Source organism: Acidovorax sp. (assembly GCF_027492855.1).
GTDB lineage: Bacteria > Pseudomonadota > Gammaproteobacteria > Burkholderiales > Burkholderiaceae_C > Acidovorax.
In genome coordinates, this window is record NZ_JAPUDY010000093.1 from 17,688 (window position 1) to 43,603 (window position 25,916).

At 63.9% G+C, this 25,916-nt stretch carries 22 protein-coding genes; 7 read left to right on the forward strand and 15 right to left on the reverse strand.

Features of this window, described 5'->3' with window-relative positions:
• Window positions 1-1,230 (forward strand): spore maturation protein, encoded by a 1,230-nt coding sequence (locus tag Q0105_RS17910; protein ID WP_298213577.1) that lies wholly within the window; start codon window positions 1-3, stop codon window positions 1,228-1,230.
• Between the two features lie 79 nt (window positions 1,231-1,309).
• Here the strand turns inward: Q0105_RS17910 and Q0105_RS17915 are convergent, their stop codons facing one another.
• The 3 genes from Q0105_RS17915 to Q0105_RS17925 all read right to left on the reverse strand — a co-directional run bounded on the left by Q0105_RS17915 (window position 1,310) and on the right by Q0105_RS17925 (window position 3,550).
• Window positions 1,310-2,182 (reverse strand): ZIP family metal transporter, encoded by an 873-nt coding sequence (locus tag Q0105_RS17915; protein ID WP_298213619.1) that lies wholly within the window; start codon window positions 2,180-2,182, stop codon window positions 1,310-1,312.
• Between the two features lie 163 nt (window positions 2,183-2,345).
• Window positions 2,346-2,969 carry a superoxide dismutase gene (locus Q0105_RS17920; protein ID WP_298213580.1) on the reverse strand — a complete coding sequence of 208 codons (624 nt, stop codon included), beginning with the start codon at window positions 2,967-2,969 and terminating at the stop codon, window positions 2,346-2,348.
• A 77-nt stretch (window positions 2,970-3,046) separates the two neighbouring features.
• A complete protein-coding gene (locus Q0105_RS17925) occupies window positions 3,047-3,550 on the reverse strand; it encodes a hypothetical protein (protein WP_298213582.1) in 504 nt (167 codons plus the stop codon).
• Window positions 3,551-3,978: 428 nt separating this feature from the next.
• On the opposite strand from Q0105_RS17925, the gene Q0105_RS17930 reads away from it, so the two are divergent.
• The 3 genes from Q0105_RS17930 to Q0105_RS17940 all read left to right on the forward strand — a co-directional run bounded on the left by Q0105_RS17930 (window position 3,979) and on the right by Q0105_RS17940 (window position 5,476).
• Window positions 3,979-4,536 carry an NADPH-dependent FMN reductase gene (locus Q0105_RS17930; RefSeq protein ID WP_298213584.1) on the forward strand — a complete coding sequence of 186 codons (558 nt, stop codon included), beginning with the start codon at window positions 3,979-3,981 and terminating at the stop codon, window positions 4,534-4,536.
• Between the two features lie 88 nt (window positions 4,537-4,624).
• Entirely contained in the window at window positions 4,625-5,056 is a 432-nt protein-coding gene (locus Q0105_RS17935; RefSeq protein ID WP_298213585.1) for a GNAT family N-acetyltransferase, read from the forward strand.
• Window positions 5,057-5,146: 90 nt separating this feature from the next.
• Entirely contained in the window at window positions 5,147-5,476 is a 330-nt protein-coding gene (locus Q0105_RS17940) for a hypothetical protein (RefSeq protein ID WP_298213587.1), read from the forward strand.
• Window positions 5,477-5,596: 120 nt separating this feature from the next.
• On the opposite strand, the gene Q0105_RS17945 is transcribed toward Q0105_RS17940, so the two are convergent.
• From Q0105_RS17945 to sbcB, 3 genes are read right to left on the reverse strand one after another with little or no spacing between them, the layout of a single operon-like run.
• Window positions 5,597-6,940, reverse strand: a complete 1,344-nt coding sequence (locus tag Q0105_RS17945; RefSeq protein WP_298213589.1) for a protein kinase — start codon at window positions 6,938-6,940, stop codon at window positions 5,597-5,599.
• A 28-nt stretch (window positions 6,941-6,968) separates the two neighbouring features.
• A complete protein-coding gene (locus Q0105_RS17950; protein ID WP_298213591.1) occupies window positions 6,969-8,216 on the reverse strand; it encodes a cystathionine gamma-synthase family protein in 1,248 nt (415 codons plus the stop codon).
• Window positions 8,217-8,247: 31 nt separating this feature from the next.
• Entirely contained in the window at window positions 8,248-9,690 is a 1,443-nt protein-coding gene (sbcB, locus tag Q0105_RS17955) for an exodeoxyribonuclease I (protein ID WP_298213593.1), read from the reverse strand.
• A 191-nt stretch (window positions 9,691-9,881) separates the two neighbouring features.
• On the opposite strand from sbcB, the gene Q0105_RS17960 reads away from it, so the two are divergent.
• Window positions 9,882-11,219 (forward strand): lytic murein transglycosylase, encoded by a 1,338-nt coding sequence (locus Q0105_RS17960; RefSeq protein WP_298213595.1) that lies wholly within the window; start codon window positions 9,882-9,884, stop codon window positions 11,217-11,219.
• A gap of 72 nt (window positions 11,220-11,291) precedes the next feature.
• On the opposite strand, the gene clpA is transcribed toward Q0105_RS17960, so the two are convergent.
• The 3 genes from clpA to dnaE form a co-directional block, all read right to left on the reverse strand.
• The gene (gene clpA, locus Q0105_RS17965) at window positions 11,292-13,640 is read right to left on the reverse strand and encodes an ATP-dependent Clp protease ATP-binding subunit ClpA (RefSeq protein ID WP_298213597.1); all 2,349 of its coding nucleotides are present in this window, start codon (window positions 13,638-13,640) and stop codon (window positions 11,292-11,294) included.
• Between the two features lie 57 nt (window positions 13,641-13,697).
• Window positions 13,698-14,066, reverse strand: a complete 369-nt coding sequence (clpS, locus tag Q0105_RS17970; RefSeq protein WP_298213598.1) for an ATP-dependent Clp protease adapter ClpS — start codon at window positions 14,064-14,066, stop codon at window positions 13,698-13,700.
• Window positions 14,067-14,162: 96 nt separating this feature from the next.
• The gene (gene dnaE, locus Q0105_RS17975) at window positions 14,163-17,702 is read right to left on the reverse strand and encodes a DNA polymerase III subunit alpha (protein WP_298213599.1); all 3,540 of its coding nucleotides are present in this window, start codon (window positions 17,700-17,702) and stop codon (window positions 14,163-14,165) included.
• 170 nt (window positions 17,703-17,872) lie between these two features.
• Here dnaE and Q0105_RS17980 point away from each other — a divergent pair, with 170 nt between their 5' ends.
• Window positions 17,873-18,670 carry an outer membrane protein assembly factor BamD gene (locus Q0105_RS17980; protein WP_298213602.1) on the forward strand — a complete coding sequence of 266 codons (798 nt, stop codon included), beginning with the start codon at window positions 17,873-17,875 and terminating at the stop codon, window positions 18,668-18,670.
• Here the strand turns inward: Q0105_RS17980 and Q0105_RS17985 are convergent.
• Together Q0105_RS17985 and Q0105_RS17990 are read right to left on the reverse strand one after the other, a co-directional pair.
• Window positions 18,633-20,699 (reverse strand): ATP-dependent DNA helicase, encoded by a 2,067-nt coding sequence (locus Q0105_RS17985; RefSeq protein ID WP_298213604.1) that lies wholly within the window; start codon window positions 20,697-20,699, stop codon window positions 18,633-18,635. The genes Q0105_RS17980 and Q0105_RS17985 overlap by 38 nt on opposite strands.
• Window positions 20,699-20,902: a YdcH family protein gene (locus Q0105_RS17990; RefSeq protein WP_298213606.1), complete on the reverse strand. Its 204-nt coding sequence runs from the start codon at window positions 20,900-20,902 to the stop codon at window positions 20,699-20,701. Before Q0105_RS17990 ends, Q0105_RS17985 begins: the two co-directional genes overlap by 1 nt.
• 108 nt (window positions 20,903-21,010) lie before the next feature.
• On the opposite strand from Q0105_RS17990, the gene Q0105_RS17995 reads away from it, so the two are divergent.
• Window positions 21,011-21,817, forward strand: coding sequence for a protein phosphatase 2C domain-containing protein (locus Q0105_RS17995; RefSeq protein ID WP_298213608.1), 807 nt, complete (start codon window positions 21,011-21,013; stop codon window positions 21,815-21,817).
• Between the two features lie 105 nt (window positions 21,818-21,922).
• Here the strand turns inward: Q0105_RS17995 and Q0105_RS18000 are convergent, their stop codons facing one another.
• From Q0105_RS18000 to Q0105_RS18015, 4 genes are all read right to left on the reverse strand, one after another.
• Window positions 21,923-22,579 carry a hypothetical protein gene (locus Q0105_RS18000; protein ID WP_298213610.1) on the reverse strand — a complete coding sequence of 219 codons (657 nt, stop codon included), beginning with the start codon at window positions 22,577-22,579 and terminating at the stop codon, window positions 21,923-21,925.
• Window positions 22,576-23,673, reverse strand: a complete 1,098-nt coding sequence (zapE, locus tag Q0105_RS18005) for a cell division protein ZapE (RefSeq protein WP_298213612.1) — start codon at window positions 23,671-23,673, stop codon at window positions 22,576-22,578. Before zapE ends, Q0105_RS18000 begins: the two co-directional genes overlap by 4 nt.
• An 84-nt stretch (window positions 23,674-23,757) precedes the next feature.
• Window positions 23,758-25,185 (reverse strand): dihydrolipoyl dehydrogenase, encoded by a 1,428-nt coding sequence (gene lpdA, locus Q0105_RS18010; RefSeq protein ID WP_298213614.1) that lies wholly within the window; start codon window positions 25,183-25,185, stop codon window positions 23,758-23,760.
• 90 nt (window positions 25,186-25,275) lie between these two features.
• Window positions 25,276-25,916, reverse strand: a 641-nt coding sequence (locus Q0105_RS18015; RefSeq protein WP_298213617.1) for a 2-oxo acid dehydrogenase subunit E2, incomplete at its 5' end; no start/stop codon positions are given.

Sequence of the window (25,916 nt, forward strand, 5' to 3'; positions counted from 1 at the left end):
ATGCTCAACACCCTGTGGCTGGGTTTCTTCCTCACGGCGGCGGTGGCTGCGCTGGCCCAATGGCTGCTGGGTGGCAACGCCCAGATTTTTGCCGCCATGGTCGAAGCGCTGTTTGCCATGGCCAAACTGTCGGTCGAGGTGATGGTGCTGCTGTTTGGAACGCTCACGCTGTGGCTGGGCTTTTTGCGCATTGCCGAAAAAGCGGGCATCGTGGATGCGCTGGCCCGCTGGCTGGCACCGCTGTTCAAGCGCCTCATGCCCGAAGTGCCCGGCGGCCACCCTGCCCTGGGCCTGATGACGCTGAACTTTGCCGCCAACGCGCTGGGGCTGGACAACGCGGCCACGCCCATGGGGCTGAAGGCCATGAAGGCGCTGCAGGAGCTGAACCCGCACCCCGACACCGCCACCAACGCGCAAATCCTGTTTTTGGTGCTCAACGCCTCGTCGCTCACGCTGCTGCCCGTGACGATTTTCATGTACCGCATGCAGCAAGGTGCGCCCGACCCAACCTTGGTCTTCCTGCCCATCCTGCTGGCTACGTCGGCATCGACCCTGGTGGGCCTGCTCAGCGTGGCCGTGGTGCAGCGCCTGCCGCTTTGGAGCCCCGTGGTGCTGGCCTACCTGCTGCCGGTGGCGCTGGTGCTGGGCGGTTTCATGGCGCTGCTGACCACACTCAGCGCTGCTGCGCTGGCGCAGTTGTCGTCCCTGCTGGGCAACCTTACGCTGTTTGCGCTGGTGGTGTTGTTCGTGTCCGTCGGCGCCTGGCGCAAGGTGCCGGTGTATGAAGCCTTCATCGAGGGCGCCCGCGAAGGCTTTGACGTGGCCAAGGGCCTGCTGCCCTACCTGGTGGCCATGTTGTGCGCCGTGGGTGTGTTCCGCGCGTCGGGGGCCCTGGGCTACGTGCTGGACGGCGTTCGCTGGTGTGTGGAGCTGCTGGGGGCCGACACCCGGTTTGTCGATGCGCTGCCTACCGCGCTGGTCAAACCGTTTTCAGGCAGCGCTGCGCGCGCCATGCTGATCGAGACCATGCAAGCCCAGGGCGTGGACAGCTTTGCGGCCCTGGCCGCCGCCACCATCCAGGGCAGCACCGAAACCACCTTCTACGTGCTGGCCGTGTACTTCGGCGCGGTGGGCATCCAGCGCGCGCGCCATGCGGTGGGCTGCGCGCTGCTGGCGGAACTGGCGGGGGTGGTGGCTGCGATTGCGGTGTGCTACCAGTTCTTTGGATAGCGGCAAAAATTTTTAGCTAAAACGACCTCTAGCGCTTTATCAATAAGCGAAAGCAGCTATTAAATTTATAGCAACCAACTCACCCCAACGCCGTATCCAGCAGCATCATGATCACGAACCCCACCATCAACCCGCCGGTGGCCCAGGCTTCGTGGCCCTTGCGGTGCGACTCGGGGATGATCTCGTGGCTGATCACGAACAGCATGGCACCGGCCGCAAACCCCAGGCCCCAGGGCAGCAGGCTGGCCGAATAACTGACCACCGCCGCCCCCAGCACAGCCCCCACGGGCTCGACCAGGCCCGAGGCCATGCCCAGGCCCACCGCCAGCGAGCGCCGGTAGCCCGCAGCCAGTAGCGCCATGGCAACCACCAGGCCCTCGGGCACATCCTGGATCGCGATCCCCGTGGTCAGCGCACTCGCGCGCAGGGCATCGCCACCCGCATACGCCACACCGATGGCCAGCCCCTCGGGCAGGTTGTGCAAGGCAATCGCAAACACGAACAGCCAGGTACGCCGCAGGGTGCGCGATGATTGGCCGCCCTCCACGCCCTTGATGAAATGCTCATGCGGCAACCACCGCTCCATCAAAAGCAACACGAGCGCACCCAGCAAAATAGCCCCGCCCACCGCACCACCCGCCGCCCAGGCATTCGCCCCCGCCTGCCGTGCCGCATGAAGACCGGGGATGATCAGCGAGAACGAACAGGCGGCCAGCATCACACCCGCGCCAAAGCCGAACAAGGTGTCTTGCGTGCGCTCGGACAAGCGCTGGGAGAAAAGCACAGGCACCGTGCCCAGCGCCGTCGCCAACGCGGCCACCGCACCGCCCCACAGGGCGTCGAGCACCACGGGTTGACCGGATATCCATTGCCAAGCCTGAACCACTGCGGCCAGAAAACCCCACAGCACAATACAAAGCCCACCCCACTGGCGCCAGCGCAGGGCGCGGATGGCGGCGCCAGCAGGACGCGCGGTGGGGGGCGATGAGGCCTCGCCATCTGATGAAGAACCAGAAAGCGACGCGGGCGGCGTGATCGGTGTTTGCATGGTGGCTACAGCAGAGCAGATCAGGAAAGGGGTTCAACAAGAGTGGCAGTTGCCGCACGCAGGCGCATCACCCCCGCGCCAGGGCGTAGCGGCGGGCCACCTCGGCCCAGTCGATAACGTTGTAGAACGCTGCGATGTATTCAGGGCGGCGGTTCTGGTATTGCAGGTAATAGGCGTGCTCCCACACATCCAGCCCCAGGATGGGCGTGTGGCCCGACATCACACCCGCCATCAGGGGGCTGTCCTGGTTGCCGGTGCTCTCCACCACCAGGCGCCCCGCAGGGTTGACGCACAGCCAGGCCCAGCCGCTGCCAAAACGGGTGAGCGCGGCTTTGGTGAAGGCCTCCTTGAACGCGGCAAAACCGCCCAGGTCGGTATCAACGGCCCGTGCCAGGTCACCCTGCGGTTGACCACCGCCCTGGGGCGACATCACGCTCCAGAACAGGCTGTGGTTGGCATGGCCGCCACCGTTGTTGCGCACGGGGCCCTGCAAGTGCTCGGGCAGCAGCACCAGCCGCGCCACCAGTTCGTCGACGGGCAGACCGGCATGGGGCGTGCCCTCCAACGCGGCGTTCAGGTTGTTGATGTAGGCCTGGTGGTGTTTGGCGTGGTGGATCTCCATCGTGCGTGCGTCGATGTGCGGCTCCAGCGCGTCGTAGGCATAGGGCAAGGCGGGCAACGTGTAAGGCATGGCTTATTGATTTGGCAAGGATTGAGATGAGAAAAAATAGGCTCACGACGCGCCTTGGACACGTCAGCGAAGGGCAATCAGTGGCGCAGTTGGGTAGGTTGCAGGGACTGCGAAAAGGGCAAGGCCAGGGCCTCGGCGATGGCAGGGTGCGGACCATGGCTGCGCAGATGGTCCTGCAGTGCCGACAGGATTTCTCGCCGGTGCCGCCAGGCCGCCTGGCGCAACGCGATGCCACGGCGACCGTCGGTCAACAGGCCTTGCAGCAACGCATGGGCCTGGCACAGCAGGCGCGCACAGGCATCGATTTCAGCCGCTTGCGCCTGCAAATCGGCCACGTTCAGGTGGGAGACAACAACCGCCGCAATGCAATCGTCCTCCCGCCCCGGCGGCGGGGACTGCTCCAGCACGCGCAAGGACAACGCCAAGGCCTGCTGCTGATAAGCCAACGCCATCGCCGCCTGCCCCATCCGCTCCGCAGCCTGGGCGCGCCGCATCGTGCGCTCCCACAGCGGCAAGGTGGCGGGAACGGGGGCGGAACTATCGAAAGGGGTATGGGGGCTCGTGTGTGTGCCCAGGTCCATGGCAAAACTCCTTGAGGAGCCTTTTGCGGTGGACTGGATGTGGCGTACTCAGGCAATCAAATGATAACCATTTGCATTTATGTTGTCCAACGGGTTGAGGTGGCTTGCGACCGAGGCTTGGTGGATCGACGTGGAGGCGCTGAAACTGCAGGGGCCTACAATGATCTTGTGCGCGACCTGGAACGTGTCCCTGGGGAGCCAAGGCCCCGCCCGACCGCAAGCGATAGCATGCGGTCGCAATGGGAACGGGTGAACTCAATCGAAACAAGGAGCAGTGCTGCGTAGCAGCTCTTCAAGCTGGGGTCAGAGCTCTCCATCCAACTCTCAAGAAATGATCTCGGAATGAACTCGCACAACAGCACGGTGTGCTCTAACATTTCGCGCCAGCGGACGGCTTCGCCACCCGCCGAACTTATCTGTTGGGCATCATGAGAGTCTTGGGTATATCCGGCAGCCTGCGTGTGGCGTCAATCAATTCCGCGCTGCTGCGCGCGGCGGTGCGTTTGGCCCCGCCTGAGGTCGCTCTAACCATTTTTCCGGGTGTGGGCGAGTTACCCCTTTTCAATCCCGATCTTGAAGCGCGGCTGCCACCGGAGGTGCTAGCCTTGCACGCAGCGGTCGCAACATCGGACGCACTGCTGTTTGCGAGCCCCGAATACGCCCACGGCGTCACCGGTTCAATCAAGAACACACTCGATTGGCTGGTAAGTTTCGAACCATTTGTGCACAAGCCCGTGGCGGTAGTCAATGCATCCCCGCGAGCGCATCACGCCGATGCAGCGCTTCGAGAAACACTTAAGACAATGTCTGCGGTCATCGTTGAGCCTGCTTCCATCAGCATTCCACTTCTCGGCACCGGACTCACCGAGGAGGCAATGACTTGCGATCCCAGGATCTCTTCCATCATCAAGAGTTTGCTTGTCGCACTACATGAAGCCGTGGCACGAGGGCCGCTCGATCAGGGGCCCGCATCGCCACTCCCGTAGTACGAGAATGACGCCCAATCCTTCCTTCAAGCGAACGTGCCTGCGGCACGCCGTTGAAGTCAAACGCTAGGTTTCGCAGGGAGCGCTCGTGAAGCTTGTTTGGTCTGATTCGATTAAAAACCTCGACTGGAATGAACTCGCGGCGCTCTATCGTGCCGCCCCACTCGGGAACAAGGACCCGTCAGCCTTGCAGGTTGCCTTCACCAACAGCATGTTCAGGTGTTTCGCTCGTGAAAACGGCGTTCTCGTGGGTGTTGGCAGGGCTCTTGCCGACGGCACCGACTGCTCGTACATCTGCGACATCGCGGTCATGCCAACCCATCAGGGCACAGGCCTGGGTAAGGAAATTGTCGCCAAGTTGGTCAAATTGTCTGCCGGCCACAAGAAGATCATTCTCTACGCCGTCCCTGGCAAGGAGCCGTTCTACAAGAAGTTCGGCTTTCAGCGCATGCGCACGGCCATGGCGATCTTCGAGAATCAACCCCTGGCGGCCGAGCAAGGCTACATCGATGAAACCTAACCCTACCGCAACGGCGAGCGGCCGTGGTTTACTTTGCAGGCATTGGCCACGCCGTTGCATACCTCTCATGTCAAACGATAAACATCAAGAATGGAAACCTCCACGGTTCAAGCAGCCAAGCTGGCAATCGTTGCAGCCACCGGCTTGTCCAAAGATGCCTTGCACGTTTATGTCGGGCTCACCGTCTTCCTGATCGTCGCAGCAATCAGCAAGAAGTCCGTATCTTCATGGCGTCCCTGGCTGGCAGTGCTCTTGGTCGCCACGTTTGGAGAACTCGTAGACATGCGAGATGACCTCTTGAGCTTGGGCTATTGGCGCTGGTCAGCCAGCTTGCGCGACATTGTCAACACAGCCTTCTGGCCAACCGTCTTGCTTGTCCTGGCCCGGGCCACGGGTGTCCTGGCTCCGAGGGAAAAGTGAGGCTTTCTTTCTAAAAATCAAAGGCTTTGGTGCTATCAGACTGGGGCCTAACCCCTGCGTCGAACGTCAACCATCGGCTCTCACTAGCCGCCAACGGCAGCGCCTGTCAAAGCCACCTCCTCAATCTCCAGCACCCTCCTGCATCCCCCCTCCCGGCGCAGCCACCAGCTCCCATTCGGCCAGTTGCTCGTTGGTGGCAATCAGCCGCCCCACCAGCAGCTTGATAAAGGCCTTGTCAAAACGCGACTGCAGGTCTTCCGACGCTTCGCGCAGCGCGGGGTTGCGTACCTTGAGCACCAGCACTTCCGTCTCGGCCACGGCGGTGGCGGTGCGTTTTTTGTTTTCGGGGCGCAGGTAGGTCATTTCGCCCAAAGTGACGCCGGGGCCCAGGGTGCTGAGGCTCCAGCCTTGGCGGCTGACGGCCACCTGGCCTTCGATGAGGATGCAGAACGAGTCGCCGGGGGTGTTTTCGCGCATCAGCACGGTGCCCTGCTCCAGTCGGCGCCAACTGCCCAGGCGCATCAGCTCCCACAGTGCCACATCGTGAAAGTCGGCAAAAAACGGCAGCGCGCGCAGGCGGGCAAAACGTTCGGCCTCGGTGTCTTGCGAACGTTGGCGGGGCAGGCTCTGGTGGGCGGTCAGCAGCGCCTGCGCAAAATCGTTCCAGGTGGCAAAACGGTCGGCGGGCTGCTTGGCCAGGGCGCGCAGCAGCACCTCGTCCACATGCGGCGGCAGCGAGGCGCGCAGCAGGCTCGGTGGCGTGGGCGCCTCGTTGCTGATCTTGTAGAGGGTGGCGAAGTCGGTGTCGCCATCGAAGGGGCGACGACCGGTGAGCAGCTCGTACACCACCACGGCCAGCGAGAACATGTCGCTGTGGTGCGTGAGGTCTTGCTCGCGCACTTGTTCGGGCGACATGTACGACGGCGACCCCACCAGGCCCGACAACTGGGTGGCGTCGCTGCGCAGCGAGAGGGCTGCGCCAAAATCGGTCAGCTTCACATCCCCGTCACGCGCCAGCATGAGGTTGGCGGGTTTGATGTCGCGGTGGACCAGGCCTTCGCGGCAGGCGTAGTCGAGGGCGTTGCAGCATTTGAAGGCGATGTCCAGCACCTGGGGCACGGGCAGCAATGCATCGGGCGTGGCAAAGGCCGACAGGGGCTGGCCGTCCACGTATTCGAGCACCAGGTACGGCGGCAGGGCCTCTTCGTCGGCATCGAGCAGGCTTACGATGTTGGGGTGGCGCAGGCGGCCCGACAACGCGGCCTCGTTGCGCAGCAGCTTGCGGTAGCGCTCGGCCTGGTCCGGCTGCTTGAGCAGGTAGGCGTGCGTCTGCTTGATGGCCACCTTGCGGCCCCGAAAGCCGTCAAGGCCCAAGTACACAATGCCACTCGCCCCTCGGCCCAGTTCGCGCTCGATGCGGTACTTGCCAATGCTGGCGGGCGGTGCAAAGGTGGCGGTGGTCATGGCGAAGCTCCCTGATAGGGGTTTGCGGTCAGGCGCCAGCAAGCGCCTGTTCAAAGTCTGCCAGCAGGTCTTCCACCTCTTCCAGGCCCACCGACAGGCGGATCATGCTGTCGGCCATGCCCATGGCGGCGCGCACGGCGGGGCCTGCCTCCCAGAAGATGGTGTGCGCCACCGGGATGATGAGCGTGCGCGTGTCCGCCAGGCCTGTGGCTTTGATGGGCAGTTGCAGGCGGTTGCACACGGCCAGGCATTGGTCTGGGTCGCGCAGCTCGAACGACAGAAGCCAAGAGCCCGCCTTGAGGTGCTTGCGCGCAAACGCGTGCTGCGGGTGCGAGGGCAGCATGGGGTAGAGCACGCGCGAGACGGCGGGGTGCGCTTCGAGCCACTGCGCCAGCGCCAGGGCCGTGGCGCTGGTGCGGTCCATGCGCAAGGCCAGGGTTTCGGCGCCCAGGGCCAGTTGGTGGGCGGCGTGGGACGACAACGTGCCCCCCATATCGCGCAGGCCCTTTTTGCGCACCTGCTGCAGGCCCCAGCCCTTGGCGTCGCCCTTGCGGTAAGCAGCAAAGATGTTGGGATAGCCGGACCAGTCGAACAGGCCCGTGTCGGTGATGGCGCCGCCCAGCGCCTCACCATGTCCGCCGATGCTCTTGGTGAGCGAGTTGACCACCAGGCCCGCGCCCACCGTGGCGGCGCGGAACAGGTAGGGCGATGCCACGGTGTTGTCCACCACATAGAGCGGGCCGTGTTGCTTGCACAGGGTGCCGATGCCTTCCAGATCAGGGATCTGGGTGCCGGGGTTGGCAATGGTTTCGACAAACACCATGCGGGTGTTGGGGCGCAGGGCGGCGGCCACGTTGGCGGCGTCGGTCACGTCCACCGTGGTCACTTCAATGCCCAAGTCGGCCAACGTACCCAGCACGCTGTTGGTGTTGCCAAACACGTATTGGCTGGCCACCAGGTGGTCACCCGCCTTCAGCAGGGTCAAAAACACAGCACAGATGCCCGCCATGCCGGTAGAGAACACGATGGAGCCGTGGCCGCGCTCCATCTGCGTGATCTTGGACTCCAGCGCCGCCGTGGTGGGCGTGCCCTGGCGTGCGTAGTTGAAGCCGCCTTTGGCTGTGCCCTGAAAGACGGCGATCAGGTCTTCGACCTTCTCGTAGCCGTATTGCACCGAGGTGTGAATGGGCTGGTGGATGGCGCCCTGCTCGGCGCCGCCCAGGCGGTCGGCATGCACGATCTGGGTGGTGAAGCTTTGATTCTGCGATGTCGTCATAAAAATCTGCGATGGGGTGTCTGAATGCGGCTCAGCGTTCTGGAGCAACGTGTTCAGCGTAATCGTACAAGGCGCCCAGGATGTCCTGCGCACGGTCGTCAGCGGTTTCAGACATTTCGTCGATCTCGGTAAAAAGCTGCTCCACCGTGCGCGCCCCGCCCTGCCCGTCAAACAGGCAGGCGGCGCGGTGCGCCTCCCAGCGCTGCTGCTCCTCAGGCGACAGCGATTGCGGAAAATTGCGCGCCCGGTAGCGCCAGAACAGCTCCGCCAGGCGCGGATCATCAAAGTTCGCCCGCGCCTTGGCCAGTTTGTCGCCGCTTTGGGTGCGCAGGTCGTTCAGCAGGCGGCGGTCGTTGTTGCCGACAAAACCGCCGTACAGATCCTGGTCCACGTCCGGGGCGGGCTCTTGCGGGCGGGCGAACACTGCGGGCCAGATGCCGCTCATGTCGGGCAGCGCGCGCGCCACCTCGGCATGCTGCGCGGCCTGGGCCAGATCGATGCCCCAGCGCTGTGCCAGCGCGGGCGTGAGCGTGTTCACGTTGCCCACCACCATGGGCGACTTGTTCAGGTGGATGGACTTGATGGGCAGGCGCGCCACGCCCTCGGGCAGGTCGGCGGCGCGGGTGAACATGCGCAGGCGAATGTCCTCCACGTTCAGCGTGGCCAGCTCGCGCGGATCGTGCGCCAGGTCCCAGGCGATCAGCTCGTTCTTGTTGGTGGGGTGGCTGGCCAGCGGCCACATCACGGCCAGGCAGCCGCGCTCGGCCGGGAACATGCCCGACATATGCAAGAACGGCCGCGCCGTGATGGCAGTGGCAGGCAGGCGCAGCTCGGCGGCCACGCGGTCTTTTTTGTGCAGCGAGAACGCAAAGTCGAACAACTTGGTGTTGTGCTGGCGAATCAGGCGCGCCAGCGCAATCGTGGCGCGCACGTCCGACAGCGCATCGTGCGCGGCCTCGTGCAGCAGGCCGTTGGCTTTGGAGAGGTGTTCGAGCTTGAAGCTGGGCGTGCCGTCTTCCTTTTTGGGCCACTGGATTCCGTCAGGGCGCAGTGCGTAGGTCATGCGCACCACGTCCAGCAGATCCCACCGGCCACACTGGTTCTGCCACTCGCGCGCATAAGGGTCGATGAGGTTGCGCCAAAACATGAAGCGCGTGATCTCGTCGTCGAACCGGATGGTGTTGTAGCCCACGCCAACGGTGCCGGGCTGCGCGAACTCGGCCTCTATGCGCGCGGCAAACTGGTGCTCGGGTACGCCCTTTTCCAGGCACAGCTGCGGGGTGATGCCGGTGATGAGGCACGAGACCGGGTCGGGCAAATAGTCGTTGGCGGGCTGGCAGTAGAACATCAGCGGCTCGCCGATCTCGTTGAGCTCGGCATCCGTGCGGATGGCGGCGAACTGCGCGGGGCGGTCGCGGCGCGTGTTGGCGCCAAAGGTTTCGTAGTCGTGCCAGAGGAAGGTATGGGGGGACATGGCGGTCAGGGCGCTGGGCGCAAGCGGTAAAGCGGTAGCAAGGCGCTCACTGTAACCGGATTTATAGTGTTTTAGCCGCCTAGCGCAGGTACATCAAGCGCGACCAGCTATCAATTCAGTAGTAACACAGTCTTGCACTTGGGCATGGCCGCGTCACACGGAAAGCCTGTGGGAGCACACGACAATGGCGCATGCAGACAACCGCCACCGCCCTCCATTCCTCTTCGCCACGCGCACCCCGCCCGTGGTGGACATCCATCGCCATCGCCGCCACCGTTGCCGCAGCAGGCTGTACCTCCGCGCCGCCTTCGGCCACCGGCCCGGCCACGGCCCCGGCAGCACCTGCCGTGGTCCCCACCACGCCCGCCCCAGCCACTGCTACAGCGGAACAAACGGGTTTTGCAGCCTGGCTGGCCGCCTTCGCACCCCAGGCCCTGGCCTCCGGCATTCGCCCCGACACCGTGCGCAACGTGCTCGGCCAGGCTCAACTGCAGCCACGGGTGGTGGAGCTGGACCGCGACCAGCCCGAATTCACGCGCACGCCCTGGGCGTATCTGGACACCGCCGTGTCCGCGCAGCGCATTGCACAAGGCCAGGCCAAGCTGGCCGAACATCAAGGCACGCTGCAGGCAGCCGCCACACGCTATGGCGTCCCAGCGCCCGTCATCACCGCCATCTGGGGCATGGAGAGCAACTACGGCAGCAATTTCGGCAGCTTCCGCACCGTGGATGCGCTGGCCACCCTCGCCTACGAAGGCCGCCGCCGCGACTGGGCGCGCGCCGAGCTGCTGGCCGCGCTGCGCATCATCGACCGGGGAGACATCGCCCCCGACGCCATGATCGGCTCCTGGGCCGGGGCCATGGGCCACACGCAGTTTTTGCCCTCGGTGTTTCTCGCCCACGCGGTGGATGCGGACGGCGACGGGCGCCGCGACATCTGGGGCAGCATCCCGGACGTGGCTGCATCCACCGCCCGGTTTCTGGCCGACGCTGGCTGGCAAACGCAGGAACCCTGGGGCGCCGAAGTGCGCTTGCCGCAGGGCTTTGACCATGCGCGTGCCGAACTGAACGTGCGCCAGAGCGCCGCGCAGTGGGCCGCAGAAGGCGTTCGCACCGTCGATGGCAAACCGCTGCCCACCCTGGTATCGGCCGCCGTGCTGGAGCCAGCGGGCGCACGCGGCCCGGCGTTTTTGGTGGGGCAGAACTTTCGCACCATCCTGCGCTACAACAATTCCACCAGCTACGCGCTGGCCGTGGCACTGCTCGCCCAGCGCCTGGAGGGCGGCCCCGGCGTGGTGGCCGACTGGCCGCGCGACCTGCAACCCTTGTCGCGCGAACAGACGCGCCAATTGCAAACAAGCTTGAACACACGCGGTTTCGACACCGGCACCCCCGACGGCGTGCTGGGCCCCGCCACACGCGCCGGGCTGCGGCGCTACCAACAAAGCCTGGGCTTGGTGGCCGACGGCTACCCTACCCTGGACTTGCTGCAGGGTTTGCAGGCAACGGCACCGACATCGGCCAAGTAGCCCACCAGCGCTCGCCAAAAGAAAAGCCGACCCCGAGGGGTCGGCTTTGGTCAGACGCGGGAAACCGCCAGATCAGTCCGCAGTGGCCTCTTCAGGCTCGGTAGGCTCCGACTTGGCCGAGCGCTCCTTCTTGGGCAGCGGCTGGATGTCGAGCAGCACCTCGGGGGTTTCCACACCCTTGTCGTCGGTCTTGACTTCGATGTCCACCGTGAGGCGCCCACCTTCTGTGAGGCGGCCAAACAGCAGCTCGTCGGCCAGCGCACGGCGAATGGTGTCCTGGATCAGGCGCTGCATCGGACGTGCGCCCATCAGCGGATCGAAGCCCTTCTTGGCCAGGTGCTTGCGCAGCGTGTCGGTGAAGGTGACCTCCACCTTCTTCTCGGCCAGTTGCGTCTCAAGCTGCAGCAGGAACTTGTCCACCACGCGCAGGATGATCTGCTCGTCGAGCGCCTTGAAGTTGACGATGGCGTCCAGCCGGTTGCGGAACTCGGGCGTGAACAGGCGCTTGATGTCGCCCATCTCGTCGCCCGCCTGGCGCGGGTTGGTGAAGCCAATGGTCGCCTTGTTCATGGTCTCGGCGCCAGCGTTCGTGGTCATGATGATGAGCACGTTGCGGAAGTCGGCCTTGCGGCCGTTGTTGTCCGTCAGCGTGCCATGGTCCATCACCTGCAGCAGCACGTTGAAGATGTCCGGGTGCGCCTTCTCGATTTCGTCGAGCAGCAGCACCGCGTGTGGCTTCTTCGTGATGGCTTCGGTGAGCAAGCCGCCCTGGTCGAAACCAACATACCCCGGAGGCGCGCCGATGAGGCGGCTCACGGCGTGGCGCTCCATGTACTCCGACATGTCGAAGCGGATCAGCTCGATGCCCATGATGTAGGCCAGCTGTTTGGCCGCTTCGGTCTTGCCGACACCCGTGGGGCCGCTGAACAGGAACGAGCCAATCGGCTTGTCGCCCTTGCCCAGACCCGAGCGCGCCATCTTGACCGACGAAGCCAGCACTTCGAGTGCCTTGTCCTGGCCGAACACCACGCTCTTCAAGTCGCGCTCCAGCGTCTGCAGCTTGCCGCGGTCGTCGTTGGACACATTGGCGGGCGGAATGCGCGCGATCTTGGCCACGATCTCTTCGATCTCGGCCTTGCCGATGGTCTTCTTGCGCTTGCTGGGCACCATGATGCGCTGCGCAGCACCGGCCTCATCGATCACGTCGATGGCCTTGTCGGGCAGGTGGCGGTCGTTGATGTACTTGGCGCTGAGCTCAGCCGCAGCCTGCAGGGCGGCCGCAGCGTATTTCACGCTGTGGTGCTCTTCAAAGCGCGACTTCAGCCCCTTCAAGATGTCAATGGTTTCGGCCACGGTAGGCTCGACCACATCCACCTTCTGGAAGCGGCGCGACAGCGCGGCGTCTTTTTCGAAGATGCCACGGTATTCAGTGAACGTGGTCGCGCCGATGCACTTGAGCTGGCCGCTGGAGAGCGCTGGCTTCAAGAGATTGGATGCATCGAGCGTGCCGCCAGAGGCTGCACCCGCACCGATCAGCGTGTGGATCTCGTCGATGAACAAAATGGCGTTGGGCTTGTCCTTGAGCGACTTGAGCACGCCCTTCAGGCGCTGCTCAAAATCACCCCGGTACTTGGTGCCCGCCAGCAACGCACCCATGTCGAGCGAGTACACCACCGCCTCGGCCAGGATCTCGGGCACGTCGTTTTGCGTGATGCGCCAGGCCAGGCCCTCGGCAATGGCTGTTTTGCCCACGCCCGCTTCGCCCACCAGCAGCGGGTTGTTCTTGCGGCGGCGGCACAGGATCTGGATGGTGCGCTCGACCTCGTAGTGGCGGCCGATCAGCGGGTCGATCTTGCCGTCCTTGGCCGCCTGGTTCAGGTTCTGGGTGAACTGCTCCAGCGGAGAGGCTTTCTCGTTGCGCTCGCCGCCACCGCTCTCTTCGCCCTCGGCCTGGTTCTCGGCCTTGGCGGGCTCGGGCGGTTCGCCCTTCTTGATGCCATGGGCGATGAAGTTGACCACGTCCAGGCGCGTCACACCCTGCTGGTGCAGGTAGTACACGGCGTGCGAGTCCTTTTCGCCAAAGATGGCCACGAGCACGTTGGCGCCCGTCACCTCTTTTTTGCCGTTGCCGGTGGACTGCACGTGCATGATGGCGCGCTGGATCACACGCTGGAAGCCCAGCGTGGGCTGCGTGTCCACCTCGTCGGTGCCTGCGACCTGTGGCGTGTTGTCTTTGATGAAGTTCGACAGCGATGAACGCAGATCATCGATGTTGGCCGAACATGCGCGCAGCACCTCCGCTGCGCTGGGGTTGTCGAGCAATGCAAGCAGCAGATGCTCCACGGTGATGAACTCGTGGCGCTGCTGACGGGCCTCAACAAAGGCCATGTGCAAGCTGACTTCCAGTTCCTGGGCAATCATGTGAACTCCTTTGTGCTTGCGGGATAGGATTTACTGTAAATCGGGATCAAAGACCTGTTATTCAACAGGCTCACTGACACATTGCAACGGATGCCCCGCTTTGAGGGCGGCATCCAGCACTTGTTCCACCTTGGTGGCCGCAACGTCGCGGGAGTACACCCCGCAGACGCCTTTGCCGTCCAGATGGATCTTCAACATGATTTGTGTGGCCTGTTCACGGTCTTTGCTGAAAAACTCCTGCAGCACCACGATGACGAACTCCATGGGCGTGTAGTCGTCATTGAGCATGACCACCTGGTGCATTGGGGGCGGCTGGGTCTTCTGGGTGCGTCTTTCGAGCACGACCGAACCGCCATCATCCCGCGCTGGCCGTGTCACGGGCGGCGCGGTGGGGGGTGAGGGTGGTTTTGTTGCCATGAAAATCATTCTAGCGACCCGCGCGGGGGGCTGCCGCCAAAGAAGTTGGTTGTTGTCTCGGCTTTTTCAAGCCTTGGCGCTACAGACTTTATCGCCCGCCCCGCCTTACTCGTAAATGACGTTCGCCGCCCCTGGGCCCGCCTGCGCCGACCAGGCCGCCAGCGCAGCGTCCGAGGGGAAAAAGCGTGCGCTTTCACCCAGTTGCAGTTCCGCCACCGCCGCCGCGTCTTCGGCCGTGCAGCGCACACCCATGCGCACCCGCAGGCCATGCACCAGCTCGCCCTCGGCGACTTCCTCGCGGCGCGCGGGAAACTCCTGCACCAAACGCGGAACATCGGGCACTTTGTCCCCCACCATCACATGCAGGTACTTGCCAAACCGGCAACGCGCGCCCGCCAAATCCCACACCTGCTGCACCTTCACACGCAGGCCGCCACTGAAATGGTCGAGCTGCAGGCGTCCCATCATCACCACAAACTCATCTTCCTTGAGCTGGTTTCTGTAGGTGTTGAGCAAAGCCTCGTCGGCAGACGCCTCGATGACAGCGGATTTGTCATCGAGCTTGAACAGGCCAAGCCTGCCCCGCTGCCCGTTGATGACCCGGAAATCGCTGATGATGCCCGCCAACACCTGGGGCTCGCGGCTGTCCAGCAGCTCATCGATCTGGGTGCGCACAAAGCGGCGCACCTCGGTGGCCACCTCATCGAACAGGTGGCCCGACAGGTAAAAACCCACCGCCGTTTTCTCCAGTGTGAGCCGCTCCTTGATGCCCCACGGCACTGCCTCCACCAGTTCCGGCTCTTGCGTACTGGAGCCATGGGCATCGTCGCCCATCATGTCGAACAAGCCGCCCTGGTTCACATTGGCCAGAGTGGCCGCTGCGAAGTCAAAAGCACGGTCGATGGATGCCACCATCGCCGCCCGGTTCAGATGGATCGAATCGAAGGCACCGGCCTTGATCAAGGCCTCCACCGTGCGCTTGTTCATGCGCGCCTTGTCCACACGCAGGCAAAAATCGAACAGGCTCTTGAACGGCCCAGTGGTAGAGCCGTTCGGCCCCTCGCCCCGCCCTTCGCGCGCCGCCACCATGGCTTCGATGGCCTGTTGGCCCGTGCCCTTCACGGCGCCCAGGCCGTAGCGGATGATTTTGTCCGTCACGGGCTCGAACCGGTACATGCCCCGGTTCACATCCGGCGGTTCAAAAGTCATGCCAAAGTGCTTGACCGCGTCCTCGTACAACACCTTGAGCTTGTCGGTGTCGTCCATTTCCACCGTCATGTTGGCGCAGAAGAACTCGGCCGTGAAATGCACCTTGAGCCAGCCCGTGTGGTAGGCCAGCAGCGAGTACGCGGCTGCGTGCGACTTGTTGAAGCCGTAGCCCGCGAACTTCTCCATCAGGTCGAACACCTCGTCGGCCTTGTTCTGGTCGATGCCATGGGTCGCAAGGGCACCGGCGCGGAACTTTTCGCGGTGCTCGGCCATTTCTTCGGCCTTTTTCTTGCCCATGGCCCGGCGCAGCAGGTCGGCGCCGCCCAGGCTGTAGCCGCCCAGAATCTGCGCGGTCTGCATCACCTGTTCCTGGTAGACCATGATCCCGTACGTTTCGCTGAGCATGTCAGCGACGGCAGGGTGCGGGTACTCCACCACCTCCTTGCCGTGCTTGCGGTTCACGAAGCTGGGGATCAGGTCCATAGGCCCTGGGCGGTACAGCGCGTTCAGGGCGATCAGGTCTTCCAGGCGGCTGGGCTTGGCTTCCTTGAGCATGCCTTGCATGCCCCGGCTTTCAAACTGGAACACGGCCTCGGTCAGCCCGTCTTGAAAGAGCCTGTAGGTCTTGCCATCGTCCAGCGGCACGGTTTCGAACGCAAAATTCTCCTGGCCCTTGTGGCGCTTGATGATGAACTCGCGCGCGATCTCCAGGATGGTCAAAGTAGCCAAACCCAAGAAGTCGAACTTCACGAGGCCAATGGCCTCCACGTCGTCCTTGTCGTACTGGCTCACGGCCGATTCGCTGCCGGGCTGCTGGTACAACGGGCAAAAATCGGTGAGCTTGCCGGGCGCGATCAACACGCCCCCTGCATGCATGCCGATGTTGCGCGTCATGCCTTCCAGCTTCTGCGCCATCTCGATGACGGTTTTGACGTCTTCTTCCTTGCGCACGCGCTCGTAGAGCATGGGCTCCAGCTCCAGCGCGTAGTTGTTCTTGTCGCCCTCTTTTTTTACCTCGGGCGGGTAAGCCAAGGTGTAGGACTGGCCGGGCTTGCCCGGCACCAGCTTGGAGATGCCGTCGCAGAACGTGTAGCTCATGTCCATCACCCGGCCCACGTCGCGGATGGCGGCCTTGGCAGCCATGGTGCCGAAGGTGGCGATCTGGCTCACGGCGTTCTTGCCGTACTTGTCCTTCACGTAGTCGATCACGCGGTCGCGGTTGCCTTGGCAGAAGTCAATGTCGAAGTCGGGCATCGACACCCGCTCGGGGTTCAGAAAACGTTCGAACAGCAGGTTGTATTCCAGCGGGTCCAGGTCGGTGATCTTGAGCGCATAAGCCACCAACGACCCCGCCCCAGACCCCCGACCCGGCCCCACCGGGCAGCCATTGTTCTTGGCCCACTGAATGAAGTCCCCCACGATGAGGAAGTAGCCCGGAAACCCCATCTTGAGGATGGTGCCGATCTCGAACTCCAGCCGCTCCACATAGCGCGGGCGCTGCTTATCCCGCTCGGCCTCTTTGGGATACAAGAGCTTCAGCCGTTCTTCCAGCCCCTCAAACGAAGCGAGGCGGAAATACTCGTCCATCGGCATGCCGTTGGGGGTCGGAAAATCCGGCAACTGCGGTTTGCCCAGCACCAGGGTGAGGTTGCAGCGCTGGGCAATCTCCACCGTGTTGGCGATGGCCGAGGGCACATCGGCAAACAGGGCCTGCATCTCGGCAGACGATTTGAAATACTGGTCGCGGGTGAACTTGCGCACCCGGCGCGGGTTGGCCAGGATCTCGCCCTCGGCAATACAGATGCGGGCCTCATGGGCCTCATAGTCGTCTGCCGTGGCAAATTGAACCGGGTGCGTGGCCACCACAGGCAGGTTCAGGCGCGCAGCCAGTTGCGCGGCTGCCGCCACGTGGCTTTCATCGTCGGCGCGGCCCGCGCGTTGCAACTCCATGTAAAAACGGTGCGGAAAAATCCCCGCCAGGCGCAATGCGAGGTCGGCAGCGCCTGCCTCATCGCCTTTGAGCAAGGCCTGCCCCACCGGGCCCGCCTGGGCGCCCGAGAGGGCAATCAGGCCTTCAGACAGCTCCTGCAGCCAGTCCCAGGTGCACAGCGCCAGGTTCTTGACGATGTTGCGAGTCCAGGCGCGGGCCAGCAGCTCCGACAGATTGAGGTAGCCCTGGCGGCTTTGCACCAGAACGACCATTCGCGACGGTGCTCCTCCCCCGTCGCTTTCCAGATAGATTTCAGCACCCAGAATGGGCTTGACGCCCTTGCCTCGGGCCTCCTTGTAGAACTTGATCGCGCCAAAGAGGTTGTTGAGGTCGGTGATGGCCAGCGCGGGCTGCCCATCCTTGGCGGCCGCCTTGGCCACCTCATCGATTCGGTTGGTACCGTCCACGACGGAAAATTCGGTGTGCAGGCGCAAGTGAACAAACATATCCAGCCATTGTAGAAAGCCCCGCGCCCGTCGCACCTAAACCTGGCCGCGCAACGCAGTTTGGCGACGACGGCCACCGGTACAATGCCTTTTCTCTGCCCAAGGTGCCCCCGTAGAGCCGCGGAAGCCCCGTGCGCACCTGTTTCCTTCTTTGCTGAAAGCTGCTTGCGATGCTGCGTGCCCCACTGCCCCTCGTTTCCGCCCTGCTGCTTGCGGGCCTGCTGGCTGGTTGCTCCAGCGCGCCCGAAGACAAAACGGCAAACTGGAGCCCCAACCGCATCCACTCCGAAGCCAAGGACGAAATGAACAGCGGCGCCTACGACAAGGCCGTGCCGCTGCTCGAAAAGCTCGAAGGCCGCGCAGCCGGAACGCCGCTGGCGCAGCAAGCCCAGATCGACAAGGCCTACGCACACTACAAGGCGGGCGAAAAAGCCCAGGCCATTGCCACGCTCGACCGCTTCATGAAGCTGCACCCCGCCAGCCCCGCGCTCGACTACGCGCTCTACCTCAAGGGCCTGGTGAACTTCAACGACAACCTGGGCCTGTTCTCGTTCATTTCGCGCCAGGATTTGTCTGAGCGCGACCAGAAAGCCGCCAAGGACTCGTTCGAGGCCTTCAGCGAGCTGGCCACCCGCTTTCCCGATTCGCGCTACGCGCAGGACTCGCGCCAGCGCATGACCTACATCGTCAACTCGCTCGCACAATACGAAGTGCATGTGGCGCGCTACTACTTCCAGCGGGGTGCGTATGTGGCCGCTATTGGCCGCGCTCAAGTGGCCGTGGCCGACTATCAGGGTGTTCCAGCCCTGGAAGAAGCGCTGTACATCCTCATCCAGTCCTACGACGCCCTGGGCATGACCCAACTGCGCGACGATACGCGCCGCGTCATGGAAAAATCCTACCCACAAAGCGCCTACATGAACGGCGGCCTCAAGGGCAAGTCGGATCCGTGGTGGAAGGTCTGGTAAGCAGCGCCTGCAAGGCCTCGCTAAACGCCTCCTCTGACTCGAGCCGCCGCATCGGCGGCAGCGCGGCCAGCAAACGCTTGCCGTAGCCCATGGTGGCAAGCCGGGTGTCGCCCACCACCAAAATCCCCCGGTCCGACTCCCGCCGGATCAACCGCCCTGCTCCCTGCTTGAGGGCCACCGCTGCCTCGGGCAGTGCATAGGCCTTGAAGGCCTTGCCCCCGGCTTTTTCGATGCGCTGCGTGCGCGCTTCGACCAAAGGGTCGCCCGGCGGCGGAAAAGGCAGCTTGTCGATGACCACGAGCTGCAGCGCATCTCCCGGCACATCAAAGCCTTCCCAGAAGGTGGCGGAAGCCACCAGCACGCAGCCCCTCTGGCCGTGTTCAGCCCCTTCACGAAAACGCTCCATCAGCCGTCGCTTAGGCCACTCACCCTGCACCAGCACCTCCAGCGTCCCTGTCGCATCAAACCGGGCCTTGAGCGCATCGCCAATGGCCCGCAAAGCCTTGAGCGTGGTGGTGAGCACCAGTGTGCGCCCGCCAAGCATCTCTGCAGCATCTCCCACCCATTGCGCCAACATGCGGCTGTGCGACGGGTCCGCAGGCGAAGGCAGGTGGCGCGGCACGTACAACGCAGCCTGCGTGGGGTAGTCAAAGGGGCTGGCCACCCGCAATATCTCCGCATCCTGCAGCCCGGCGCGCTCCGTGAACCAGGTCAGCCGCTCATCGTCGCCCAGGGTGGCCGAGGTGAAGATCCAGGCCCGGCCTGGGCCGGTGGGGGGGGCGTCGGGCCAACCATCGTCACCCTCCTGCGAGGATTCGGCGGACGACACCAGCAAACGCGTGCGCATGGCCTCAGCGATGTCCAGCGGGGATTCGATCATGCGCAGCTGCGTGCCCACATCCACCCAGCGCACCACATCGGGGTCGCCAGGACCTGAGAACCGGGCCAGGCGCGCCAGCAGTTCGGAGCCCCGCTCGTACAGGCGCACAAAGTCCGGAGCGATCTCGCTGACCGTGTCGAGCGCCTCCTGGGCCTGCACGCAGGCCAGCGCCACGCCGCGCACAGCGCTGCGCCAGTCGCCGTCCGGCACACCCTCTGGGGTGTCGTCCGTCCAGCGCAGCTTGGCGCCGCCCACCGAAGTCCCAGCCATGCCTGCCGCCAGGCGCAGATCCCGCGCGGACATTTCCACCAGGCGAGACAGCCCCACCCAGTCTGCAAGGCCCCTGGCATGCTGCAGGCCCGCAGCCAGCAAGTCCCTGCTGAAGTCCATCACCTGCCCGGTGGATAGCTGCGTACCCAGAAACTGCACCCCGGTCTCGTTGATCTGGTGCGCTTCGTCGAACACCACCACACGCACCGTGGGCAACAGCTCGGCCATGCCCGACTCGCGCACCGCTACGTCGGCAAAAAAGAGATGGTGGTTGATGACCACGATATCGGCCGCCAACGCCTCACGCCGCGCGCGGTGCACATGGCATTCGCGGAACCGGGGGCATTGCGAGCCCAGGCAGTTCTCGCGGGTGGATGTGACCAGGGGAATCACGGGCGAACGGTCGTCCAGCCCGGTCAGCTCCGCCAGGTCACCCGACTGGGTGTGGCGCGACCAGTCTTCCACCTTGGCCAGCACGCGCGCCACGCCCCGGTCCTGCGCCAGCAGGTCCTGGCGCGCCTGCTCCATGCGGTAAAGGCACAGGTAGCTGGCCCGCCCTTTGAGCAGCGCCATGCGCACGGGCAGGCCCAGCGTCTGGACAAGCCGGGGCAGATCGCGCGCGAAAAGCTGGTCTTGCAGTGCCTTGGTGGCGGTGGACAAGAGCACCCGCTCGCCACTCAGCAGGGCGGGAACCAGGTAGGAGAAGGTCTTGCCGACCCCGGTGCCCGCTTCCACCACCAGGGCGCCGCCCTCTTCGATGGTGCGCGCCACGGCCATCGCCATCTGGGTTTGCCCCTCGCGGGGCTGAAAATGCGCATCGGCCCGCGCCAGCACACCGCCGGGGGCAAATACCTCCGGCACCATGTCCAGCAGTGCCATCAGGCGGGCTCTTGTGGCTGCAGCTCGCGCTCCAGCCGGTCCATGGCATCGCGCAGCGCCAGCCGACGCTTCTTCAGGCGGCGCAGCGTCAGCTCGTCAGGCACCACATCGGGGGCGCACCGGTCAATCAGCGCATCAAGGTCCGCATGCTCCATGCGCAACTCGATCAGCTGTCTGTGGGGGGAGTGGAGACTGGGGTTCAAGGCAGGGGCGGCGCTGGCATGGCGAAAATGCCACACGCGGGCGGATAATACGCGCTTGGCCCGTTTTCTACGACGAGCGTTTGCGCGCACGCCCCCACAATCACCAGCATGACCAAAGCGTTTCGCCTTATAGCGTCCACCGGCATCCACAAGGGTGACCGTGAATACCAGCAAGACCAGGTCGCCCTGATCGCCCACGAGCGGCACAACGGCTGCGTGCTGGGCGTAGTGGCCGACGGCATGGGAGGCCGCAGCGGCGGGCGCAAGGCTTCCGACCAGGTCATGATGACGGCACGCCAGTTGTTCGAGCGCTACTCGCCCGACACCGACGATCCAGTGTCCATGCTCAAGAACATGGTCGAAGAGGCCCACATCGTCATCCGGTTGACGGCCATTTCGGCGGAACAAGAGCCCCACAGCACGATTGCGGCCTTTCTGATCAACCCACGGGGCGATTGCCACTGGGTGCATGCGGGCGACTCGCGCATCTACCACTTCCAGGGCTCGCGCATGGTGTTTCGCACCAACGACCACTCCTACGTTCAGGCGCTGGTGGACCGGGGCGAGTTGACCGAGGCCGAGGCCAACAACCACCCGCACTCCAACATCCTGGTTGGCTGCCTGGGCACCGAGAGCGATCCCCCCATCACCACCCACATCATTCCGCAACTGCAGCCAGGTGATGTGCTGCTCGCTTGCAGCGATGGCGTGTGGCACTACTTCTCGCCCACCGAGCTGGCCTCGGTGGTGGACTCGTTGTCTCCCAGGGAGGCTACGGAGTTTCTGATCGAAAAGGCCCGCACCCGGGCGCGCGGCGGCGGCGACAACCTGTCGTTGGCCATCGTGAAGATCGAGGCCCTGGCAGAAGACAAAAAGGTGGCACGCCTTGTTCCCATCGACGCCAGCCGTGCCTGATTGCCCGCCAGATCGCGGCATTGCACTGACTCACAACACCTGAGCATCGCGCTCAAGGCTCATCACCGCGCGCTACGACAAAGCCCCCTGCTCTGCAGCAGCCCATCAACGCGTGGGCAGCGGCGCGGCGGGCTTGCGGCCTTGTTCGGCGGCATCGGCTTGAGATTTCTCGACCCGCGCGCGGCGCTCTTCTGCCACCTTGAGGGTCTCAGCATGGCGGGCACGCGCCTTGGCGGCGCGGTCTGCGCTGGCGGCAGCCCGCTGGGCATGCTCGCTGTCTTGCTGTTGTATGCGACTGCGCTGCTGCTGCGCGCGCTGTTCGGCCTCATGGCCCCGCTGCGCCTTGGCGGCCTGGGGGTCGACCGGCGCCTTGCGCAGTGAGGGATCGGCGCCTTTACCGGCGGGCGGCACGGGTTTATTCCGTTCTTCAATGGAGCGCAGACGCTCGGCCGCCTTCTCGCGGCGTTCGGCGTCGTTCAGCTCCACCTCTTGCGTACGCAGGCGGTCCGTGGCTCCGCGCACGCGGGCGCGAACCTCGCGCAGACAATCTTCCACTGCAAAACGCTGATAGCAAGCCGCCTCGTCCTTCTGGCGCCCGGCCGCCAAAACCTCGCGCTCGTGGCGAATGCGCTCGTGCTCTGCCTTGCGGTGGGCTGCGGCAGCCGCCAATTCGGTGTCTTGTGGCGTTGCCGTGGCCCACACTGAGGCCAGAGGCAGCAACAGCAACGCCCCGAGCAAGGTCGTGCGCAAAATTTGAATCATGTCAGACCCGTATCCACGGTGCGGCGCTCCAGCGCCAGGAATTCCTTGGACTGCATCTCGTTGAGACGCGAGACCGTGCGCGGAAACTCGTGCGCCAATGGCCCTTCGGTGTAGAGCTGCTCTGGCGGCACAGCGGCCGACATGATGAGCTTGACACGCCGGTCGTACAGCACGTCCACCAGCCAGGTGAAGCGCCGCGCGGGCGATGCCATGCTCACCGGCATGTAAGGCACGTCCGAAAGCAGCACCGTGTGGAACTGCGTGGCAATCTCCAGGTAGTCGTTCTGCGAACGTGGGCCGCCACACAGTGTTTTGAAGTCGAACCACACCACCCCACCCGCCTTGCGCCGGGCGCGGATCTCGCGCTGCTCGATGTGCAGCACCGGGTCTTCGTCGTGTACCTCGGCCAACTGGTCGAACGCTGTGTTCATCGCCGCGTCGGCCTCCGGGCCGAGGGGTGTGTGGTACAGCTTGACCTGCTCCAGCGTGCGGCGACGGTAGTCGGTGCCGTTGTCCACGTTGATGACTTCGAGCTTGCGCTTGAGCAGCTCAATGGCCGGCAGGATGCGGTCGCGGTGCAGGCCGTTCGGATACAACTCGTCCGGCTGGAAGTTGGACGTGGTCACAAAACCTACGCCGTTGTCGAACAGCGCTACCAGCAGGCGGTGCAGGATCATCGCGTCAGTGATGTCCGCCACGTGAAACTCGTCAAAACAGATGAGCTTGTAACGCTTAGCAATACGCTCGCCCAATACATCGAGCGGGTTCTGCGTGCCCTGCAGGCCAACCAGCTCACGATGCACCTCGCGCATGAACTCGTGGAAATGCAGGCGCACCTTGCGCTTCAAGGGCACAGCGTTAAAAAAGCACTCCATCAGGAAGCTCTTGCCACGGCCCACGCCACCATACATGTACACGCCGCGCGGCACATCGGGGCGGTTGATCAGCTTCTTGATCGCGTTGGAGCGCTGGGCCTTGTAGGCGGCCCATTCATCGGCACAGCGCTGCAAGGCATCCACGGCCCGCAATTGGGCCGGGTCGCTTTGGTAGCCTTTGGCGGCCAGCTCGGCCAGATACGCCTGTTTGACAGTCACGGGATGGGCACCACTCTGATACTATGAATTTGATAGCTGCCAGCGCTTGATTATCAAGCGCTAGAGCCTGTTTTCATTCAAAGTTCAGAAGTTGAGGGTGCGCTTGTCCACAGCCAGGGCTGCTTCCTTGGTGGCTTCGGAGAGCGACGGGTGCGCATGGCAGATGCGTGCGATGTCTTCGCTGCTGGCCTTGAACTCCATGGCCACCACGGCTTCGGAGATCAGCTCGCTGGCCATCGGGCCCACGATGTGCACGCCCAGGATTTCGTCGGTCTCTGCGTCGGCCAGCATCTTGACCATGCCGGTGGTGTCGCCCAGCGCGCGCGCGCGGCCGTTGGCCAGGAAGGGGAAGCTGCCTGCCTTGTACTTCACGCCATCGGCCTTGAGCTGCTGCTCGGTGCGGCCCACCCAGGCGATCTCGGGGCTGGTGTAGATGACCCAAGGCACGGTGTTGAAGTTGACGTGACCGTGCTGGCCAGCGATGCGCTCGGCCACGGCAACACCCTCTTCCTCAGCCTTGTGCGCCAGCATGGGGCCGCGCACCACGTCGCCCACCGCCCACACGCCAGGCAGGTTCGTCCGGCAATCGGCATCAACCACGATGGCGCCGCGCTCGTCCAGGGCCAGGCCCACGGCTTCGGTATTCAGGCCGATGGTGTTGGGCACACGGCCGATGGAGACGATCAGCTTGTCCACGTCCAGCGCCTGGGCTTCGCCCTTGGCGTTGGTATAGGCAATGTTCACGCCCTTCTTGCCGGTCTTGATCTCGCCGACCTTCACGCCCAGCTCGATCTTCAAGCCCTGCTTGTCGAAGGCCTTCTTGGCCTCCTTGGCGATCTGCTCGTCCACCGCGCCCAGGAAGGTTGGCAGACCTTCGAGGATGGTGACTTCAGCGCCCAGGCGGCGCCACACAGAGCCCATTTCCAGGCCGATCACGCCCGAGCCGATCAGGCCGAGCTTCTTGGGCACAGCGCCCACACGCAGCGCGCCGTCGTTGGACAGCACCAGCTCTTCGTCGAACGGTGTGCCGGGCAGCGCACGGGCGTTGGAGCCGGTGGCGATAATGATTTGCTTGCCCGTGATCGACTCTTCGGCGGCGCCCGCCACCTTGATCTCGTAGCCGCCTTCGGCAGCCTTTACGAACGAACCGCGGCCATGGAAAAAGCTGACCTTGTTCTTCTTGAACAGGTACAGGATGCCGTCGTTGTTCTGCTTCACGACGGTGTCCTTGCGGGCAATCATCTTGGCCACGTCCATCTTGACGCCCGTGGCGGTGATGCCGTGCTCGGCGAAGTGCTTGTTGGCATGCTCGAAGTGTTCGGACGACTGCAGCAGCGCCTTGGACGGAATGCAACCCACATTGGTGCAGGTGCCTCCAGGTGCGGGGCCGCCCTTGTCGTTCTTCCACTCATCGATACAGGCCACGTTGAAGCCCAGTTGGGCAGCGCGGATGGCGGCAATGTAGCCACCGGGGCCACCGCCGATGACGATCACATCAAATTGTTTGCTCATGTCGGTCTCACTCAATCATTCATTGGCAAAAAGACCCACCGGCGGGCGCGGCCAGTGGCCGGCCACGCGGGTGGGTCGATTCAGGGTCTATCAGATGTCAAAAAGAAGGCGCGATGGATCTTCCAGCGCATCCTTCATCGCCACCAGGCCCAACACGGCTTCGCGGCCGTCGATGATGCGGTGGTCGTAGGACATGGCCAAGTAGTTCATCGGGCGCACCACAACCTGGCCGTTTTCAACCATGGCACGGTCCTTGGTGGCGTGCACGCCCAGGATGGCCGACTGCGGTGGGTTGATGATGGGGGTGGACATCATCGAGCCGAAGGTGCCGCCATTGCTGATGGAGAAGGTGCCGCCGGTCATTTCTTCAATGCCCAGCTTGCCTTCGGCCGCCTTCTTGCCGAATTCGGCGATCTTCTTTTCGATATCGGCAAAGCTCATCTGGTCTGCATTGCGCAGAATGGGCACCACCAGACCACGGGGCGAGCCCACGGCGATACCGATGTCGAAATAGCCGTGATAGACGATGTCGTTGCCGTCCACCGAAGCGTTGAGTACGGGATACTTCTTCAGGGCATGCACGGCGGCCTTCACGAAGAAGGACATGAAGCCCAGCTTGGTGCCGTGCTCTTTGGTGAAGGCATCCTGGAACTTCTTGCGCAGGTCCATCACCGGGGCCATGTTCACTTCGTTGAACGTGGTCAGGATGGCGTTGGTCGATTGCGACTGCA